Annotated in this window: 6 protein-coding genes; 5 read left to right on the top strand and 1 reads right to left on the bottom strand. The window is 71.6% G+C overall.

Annotation, left to right across the window (positions count from 1 at the left end; genetic code table 11):
• The coding region (locus KUTG_RS64855) for a hypothetical protein (RefSeq protein ID WP_232241350.1) at positions 1 to 210 on the bottom strand (210 nt) is incomplete at its 3' end.
• Between the two features lie 13 nt (positions 211 to 223).
• On the opposite strand from KUTG_RS64855, the gene KUTG_RS48565 reads away from it, so the two are divergent.
• The 5 genes from KUTG_RS48565 to KUTG_RS62665 all read left to right on the top strand — a co-directional run.
• On the top strand, positions 224 to 1672 hold the full coding sequence (locus tag KUTG_RS48565; RefSeq protein WP_043726745.1) for a hypothetical protein: 1449 nt from the start codon (positions 224 to 226) through the stop codon (positions 1670 to 1672).
• Positions 1618 to 2409, top strand: a complete 792-nt coding sequence (locus tag KUTG_RS48570) for a hypothetical protein (protein WP_043726747.1) — start codon at positions 1618 to 1620, stop codon at positions 2407 to 2409. The genes KUTG_RS48565 and KUTG_RS48570 overlap by 55 nt, the downstream gene beginning before the upstream one ends.
• The gene (locus KUTG_RS48575; RefSeq protein WP_157495338.1) at positions 2388 to 3422 is read left to right on the top strand and encodes a hypothetical protein; all 1035 of its coding nucleotides are present in this window, start codon (positions 2388 to 2390) and stop codon (positions 3420 to 3422) included. Before KUTG_RS48570 ends, KUTG_RS48575 begins: the two co-directional genes overlap by 22 nt.
• Positions 3401 to 4030 (top strand): hypothetical protein, encoded by a 630-nt coding sequence (locus KUTG_RS48580; RefSeq protein WP_157495339.1) that lies wholly within the window; start codon positions 3401 to 3403, stop codon positions 4028 to 4030. The genes KUTG_RS48575 and KUTG_RS48580 overlap by 22 nt, the downstream gene beginning before the upstream one ends.
• A 146-nt stretch (positions 4031 to 4176) precedes the next feature.
• The coding region (locus tag KUTG_RS62665) for a hypothetical protein (protein ID WP_198047619.1) at positions 4177 to 6317 on the top strand (2141 nt) is incomplete at its 3' end.

The following is a 6317-nucleotide window of genomic DNA, read 5'->3' on the forward strand; positions in this document are numbered from 1 at the left end:
GTGGTCGGCAACACCGCGCGCGAGCGGTCTGGCGACCGCCTGGCGCAGGACTTCATGGCGGCCATCTCCTTGGAGACCGGGCCCTCGACCCAGACCGGGGAGCAGCCGCCGCCCGATTCGGAGTCGTTGGATCTCGGCGATGGCCTCGTGCTGTCGGCGCATCGTGAGGGTGGCTTCTACAAGTTCGACGGTCATGACGTGTTCATCCACCCGTATATAATCATTGAGGGCGGCCCGGCAGGGCGTGTCGCGGCTGTTCGACGTGCTCGTCCAGGCCTTCCCCGACCGCGCGGCCGAGGAGGTCGCGAAGGTCTTCGTCAGGGACGACCCGGCTCCGGCGGACCTTCAGGCCTTGCTGGGGCAGGGCAACGTCGGTGAGTTGGTCACGGCGTTCTCCCGTGCGGCGTTCGGCGACGACTCCCCGCTGACGTTGAAGGCGCTGCTGTCGGAGGCGGCGCGGCGGGGCGACTGGTCGCGGCCGGAGCAGCTGGGCCTGTCCGTCGCAACGTCGCGTCGGTCCGAGTCCCTGCTGGCCGACCGTGGCCCGGATCTGGACCCGGGCGCGTCGCGGACGGCGGCGAAGATCGGGAGCGCGTTCCGGCTGCTGGATGTCACCGATGCGGATCCCGACGGTGTGGCGTTGTCGGTGCTGGGGTCGATGCTGCCCGGCGGCGACCATTCGTTGAGGGCGGTCCTCGGCGGTCTGCGGGCGGCCGACGCGGTGCCCTCGCTGGCCACGCGACTGCTGGACGACGCGGCCGACATGTACCGGTCCGTTCCCGGCGTCCGGTTGGAGGAGTTGCGGGAGCTGGTCGGCGCGGACGGCATGTTGCCGCATGAGGCCGTGTACTGGGCGAAGCTGCGGACCTTGCCCGAGGACGGCGGGTTCCGCGAGCTGGGCACGGAGGGGATCGACGTCGCCGACCACCGCCGGCAGGCCTTCCAGCGGCTGGTCGACGAACGTCCGAGCGACGACATGACCCGGGCCGCGGCCGAGTGGATGCGGGACAACGCGATCACGGCCCGGCAGGTGCTGGAGCGGTTGAGCCCGGCCCACTTCGCCGCTGTCATCGCCTACACCGGGCCGGCCTTCCCGCTGATCAACGTGTTGCTCCGGTTCCAGTCCCGGGGCACCCGGATGGCGCTGCGCTTCCAGGTCCGGCGCCTGCTCGACATGTACCTCTCCGGCGAGCGGCCGGACCACGAGGTTCCGCTCACGCTGCGCAAGCACGAGGCGCTCCGCCCCGTGCTCGACACGGTGCCCAAGAAGCTGACGTTCGCCGAGGCGGCGCGACACGTCGACGAGTACCTCGACGACGCGGCCCCGCAGCCGCTGCCACCCGTGCTGGCGGACAAGCCGGGCATCCACGAGCTGGCGGCGATCCCGCACCAGGGCATGACGCCCGAGCAGCTGGCGGAGCACAGGGAGCGCTTCCACGCCGCCGCGAAGGCGGTGTTGCCCGCCATCGACAAGGAGGTCGACGAGAAGACGGCGGCCATCAAGGAGCAGCTCCACGCCGCTGTCGAGCCGTTGCTGCCGGCCATCGAGAAGGAGATGGCGGCGCACACGGCGATGTTGGCCGACGCCTTGGCCATTGCCCGCCGGCGCGTGGCGAGGTGTGGCGTGGCACGCGGGCGCTGGGTGATCTCGCGTCGGGGATCGGGCGGCTGATCCCGCCGGCCCTCGGCGGCTCGCTGATCTCCGTGGGTGAGTTCACCAGCTTCAGCCGTGACGAGGGCAAGGCCGCCGAGTTCATGGTCAAGGCCGCGCACAACCGGCCCGTGCTGACCCACCCGGTGCTGGTGCACGCCCGACTCACCGGAAACCACGGCCGGGACATCTCGTTCCTGTCGGCGACCCCGGACGAGAAGGAGGTGCTGCTGCTGCCCGGCGCCCGGATGAGTGTCGGCTCCCGCCGGACCTCCGAGCGGACCGATGAGCACGAGGGCCGGGAGCCGATACGCACCAGGTTCGAACTGGTCGAGGCGGTGGAGCTGCCGCCGGAGTTCCCGATCCGGGAGTCGGGCGATCCGGTGGCCGCGCAGGCGGAGGCGGACCGGCTCCGGGACGCGTTGCGGCGGCTGTCGGATTCGGGTCCGTTGGTGCGACGTGACGATCTCAACCCGTTGGCCGAACAGGTCGGTGCGAAGTCCGGGTTGCGGGTGTGGCATCTCGCCGGGCTCGCCAGCGAGATATTCGGCGGACCGGCGCACCTGACCGTGCCGTTGCTGGCGGCGGTGCGGCGGACGGCGGACCTGGCTCGCCGAGTGCTCAAGCTCGGCGCCGACACGCCTGTCACCGCCGAGCACCTGGACACGTTGGTGCGGCGGCTGGGACGATGCGGCGGGCGGACGTTCCCGTCGACCGCGAGACACGGCGGCGCCTGGTGGATCTGGTCGAGCGGCTGAAGGCGCCGGGCCGGCGCGTCAGGTTCTCGGAGTTGGCCGCGCCGTGGCGGTCGGCGTCGGAGGGACAGGAATCCGTCCAGCACCACGACGAGGAGGCCGCGCCCGCCGAGCCCGAGGCGCAGGCGGTCCCCGACCCGCGCGGTCCGCGGGAACCGGAGCGGACCCCGCTGGACGTGATCGCCGAAGTGACGCACGTGCGGGAGGTTCCGCTGGCGGGGCTCGGCGTGGACGGGTTGCGGTTGCGGGAGAGCGAGACCGAGGCTCTGCCCGGCGGATCGCATTTCGAGGTGGTGGGTTCGGACGGCGTGCCGGTCGCCGGGGTGTCGGTGACGCCGCGGGAACGTGGCGGGTTCGTCGTGTCGGGTCATGGCGTGGGCGCCTTGCATTTCGCCGCGGACGGCCGGTTCGTGTTCCGGTCGGTGGAGCTGCCGGGCGCGGATCGGGTGGTGCGGTTCGAGGCGCCGAGCGGGGTCGCGCGTCCGCGGCTGGCGGAGCGGGACGGGTTGCCTTCCGGTCAGGGGTCGGTGGAGTTCGTGCCGGTCGAGGGCGACGGGCTGGTGGTGCGGCTGCCGGGGCGGGACGGCGGCGAATGGCATCTCGATGCCGACGGGCGGGTGTGGCGCTACGAGTTGCCGCTGACCCGCTCGGGAGCCGACACCGGTGAGCGAGCCGTCTATCACGCCCTCCCGCCGCTGCCGGACTCCGTGGCGACTCCGGGCCCCGATGTGCTGTGGTTGCGGTCGACGGCCGGTCCCGACGGTGAGGCGCGCCTGGAGGTCGTGGACGCCACCAGGTCGCCGGTGCCGGACCGGGCAGTGTGGTCGCAACCCCACGGCGGCGTGACCATCGCCGCCGCGGCGGGAGACGTGCGGTGGAACCTCGATCCCGAGTGCAGCCGGAGTCCCATGAGGTGCGGCTACCGGGGACGGAGCAGTTCGCGCTGTTCCACGGCGGGCTGCCGATGGTGGTGGGCCCGGCCGGGGAGCCGGTGGTGGGCGGGTTCGCGGTGGTGACGGTGCGGGACCGCTCGGGTGCGCCTTCCGGTGTGGTGATCACGCGGCACACTCCGCTCGCGGCCTGGCGGTTCGACGGTGGCCCGGCGTCCCTCACACCGCTCGCGCAGTGGCGGTTCGACCGCGACGGGAAGCTGCTCAGCGCGGACCTGCCGTTGACCGGCGCCGACGACCTGCCACGGGGTCTGCGGGTCCAGGTGTCCTTCCACCCGGGGGATGTCGCGGGTTCGGCACGCCGGGTGTTCCAGTTGGCGGGCACACCCGCGGCGACCGGGGAGTTCCGGGTCGGGCCGGTGGCCGAAGACCTCGCCGGCCGGCTGCCGGACGGCTTCTCGATCGTCCACTTGGGAACCGGGCGGCGGTGGCACGTCGACGCCGAAGGGCACGTCGTCGACGTGGCGACCGAGGGCGGACATTCCACCGGCGAGACGGGCGGACCGACTCCGGCCGTGGACGCGTCGGAGAGCGCGCACGAGGTCGCCGCGGAGCAGTCGCCGCGGCAGATGACGTCGCCCGGGTCCACGGAGATTCACCCGGCCGAACAGGCACTGCCGGTCATTCCCGCGGCGATGAGATGCCGCCACCGGCGGAGACGTCACCGGTTGTGACTGTCGAGCACGGGTCCACTGTGGACACGCCCGTGCAAGCCGACGCCACGGGTCGTCGGTTCGTCGCCGGACTGCGGGTTCGCCCGTTGTCGGGTGTGGTGACTCGTCGGGTCGGGTCGTGGTTTGGTCGTGGTGGTGCCAAGGCTGTGCGTCGTGTGACCGTGTCGGGTACGGATCTGGCTACGGGGCGGCGGGTGGAGTTCCGGTCGTCGCAGGTGCGGGCGTATCCGTTGGAGCGGGGTGGCCGGGCGATCGGGGTGACCTTCGAGGTTGGCCCGGAACGCGCGGCGCGGCGTGAGTGGGCGCGGCTGGGCGATTCCACGGTGGCCGATGGCCCGTTCCTCGTCGCCGCGCAGGGTGAGGCGGAGCGGGTGCACCTCACCCTGTCCTCCGGCGCCAAGGTCGCGGTGGACGGCACGACGTTCGGGCACGTGGCGCGGGACCTCAAGGTGTTCGGCCGCGCGGTCACGCACGACCGCCCGGATTCCCTGGCGTTGGTGGTCGGCAACACCGCGCGCGAGCGGTCTGGCGACCGCCTGGCGCAGGACTTCATGGCGGCCATCTCCTTGGAGACCGGGCCCTCGACCCAGACCGGGGAGCAGCCGCCGCCCGATTCGGAGTCGTTGGATCTCGGCGATGGCCTCGTGCTGTCGGCGCATCGTGAGGGTGGCTTCTACAAGTTCGACGGTCATGACGTGTTCATCAGTGTCGATGCCGTGCACAACCCGGACGAGCGTGAACGTGAGGAGGTGTTCGACCAGGTCAGGCAGTACTTCGGGGACGGCTTGACGATGCATCGCGGTATCTCGTCGTGGCATCCGACCTGGCATCGGGTCAACGGCGGCGAGATTCCGTCGCTGGGTGTGGGGTTGCACCCGGACTACGACACCCGGAACACCAGTTTCGTGCCGTTCACCGCGAACAAGGACATCGCCACGATGGCGGCGCTGGGGCACACGGGTATGGGGGCGGGCGACGACCGGCGTTTCGTGCCCGGTTACGACCCGGCCGATCCGGCGCACCCGGTGGGCATGGTGCTGTCGACGAAGGTCTCGGCGGCGACCGGTGAGCCGATCGCGTTCATCAACCCCGGTGAGACGCAGGTCGGCGGGCCGATCCGGGATTTCGATACGACTGCGTACCGGATGGACACGCCGTTGGCGGCGGTGTACGGCGGTGATGACGACGGCATGACGCTGGGTGCGGTGATGCCGCCGAAGCCGGAGCCGGACGAGGTCGCCGAGTACGTCGCGAACTTCGGTGGCCTGCGGCACGATCCGAACCTGCCCGCGTGGCAGCCGGTTCCGGCCGTCGAACATACGTCCACTGTGGACATGTCCACGCCGGCCGCCGACGATGCGGGCCACCATGTCACCACTGGGCGGTGGGTTCGTCCGGTGTCGGGTCCGATCACTCGTCGGGTCGGGTCGTGGTTTGGTCGTGGTGGCGCCAAGGCTGTGCGTCGTGTGACCGTGTCGGGCACCGATCTGGCTACGGGTCGGCGGGTGGAGTTCCGGTCGTCGCAGGTGCGGGCGTATCCGTTGGAGCGGGGTGGCCGGGCGATCGGGGTGACCTTCGACGTCGGTCCGGAACGCGCGACGCAGCGCGAGTGGGCGCGTGATGGCGATCCGACAAGGGCCGATGGCGGGCTTGCCCCCTGGGCCCGGAACTCGTTCTTCGTCGCCGCCCACGGAGAATCGCCCAAGGTGCACCTCACCCTGTCCTCCGGCGCCAAGGTCGCGGTGGACGGCACGACGCTCGGCCACGTGGTACAGGACCTCAAGGTGTTCGGCCGCGCGGTCACGCATGATCGTCCGGATTCCCTGGCCCTGCTGGTCGGAGACTCCGCGCGCGAACGGCGCGGCGACAGCCTGGCGCGCGAGTTCGAGGAGACCCTCTCGTCGGAGTTCGGGCACCGGATGCCGGTCTTCGCCCCAACCGCCGACGTCGACATTCGGATTGCTCCCACCGACGGGCGCGACGAGCTTTCGCTCGCGGCCGACGGCCGGTGGAAGGTGTTCTCCTCCACGCCGGATCCCCTGCTGGGAACCGATGTTCGGACCGGCGACGTCCGGTACGTCGACCTGACGGGCCTCCGGTGGCGGCCCCTCATGGCCGACGGCCGGCAGGTCGGCGTCTCCTTCCGGGAGGAGTCGGCGGCGGTCGGGGCGGATCACCCCGGCTCGTTCCAGGTGGACGCCGACGCCACCTCGACCCATTTCGGGCTTCGGCTGGTCGACGGCGGCACGGTGTCCGTCGACGGCGCGAACCTTCGCCAGGCTGCTCG

The organism is Kutzneria sp. 744 (assembly GCF_000568255.1).
Classification (GTDB): domain Bacteria; phylum Actinomycetota; class Actinomycetes; order Mycobacteriales; family Pseudonocardiaceae; genus Kutzneria.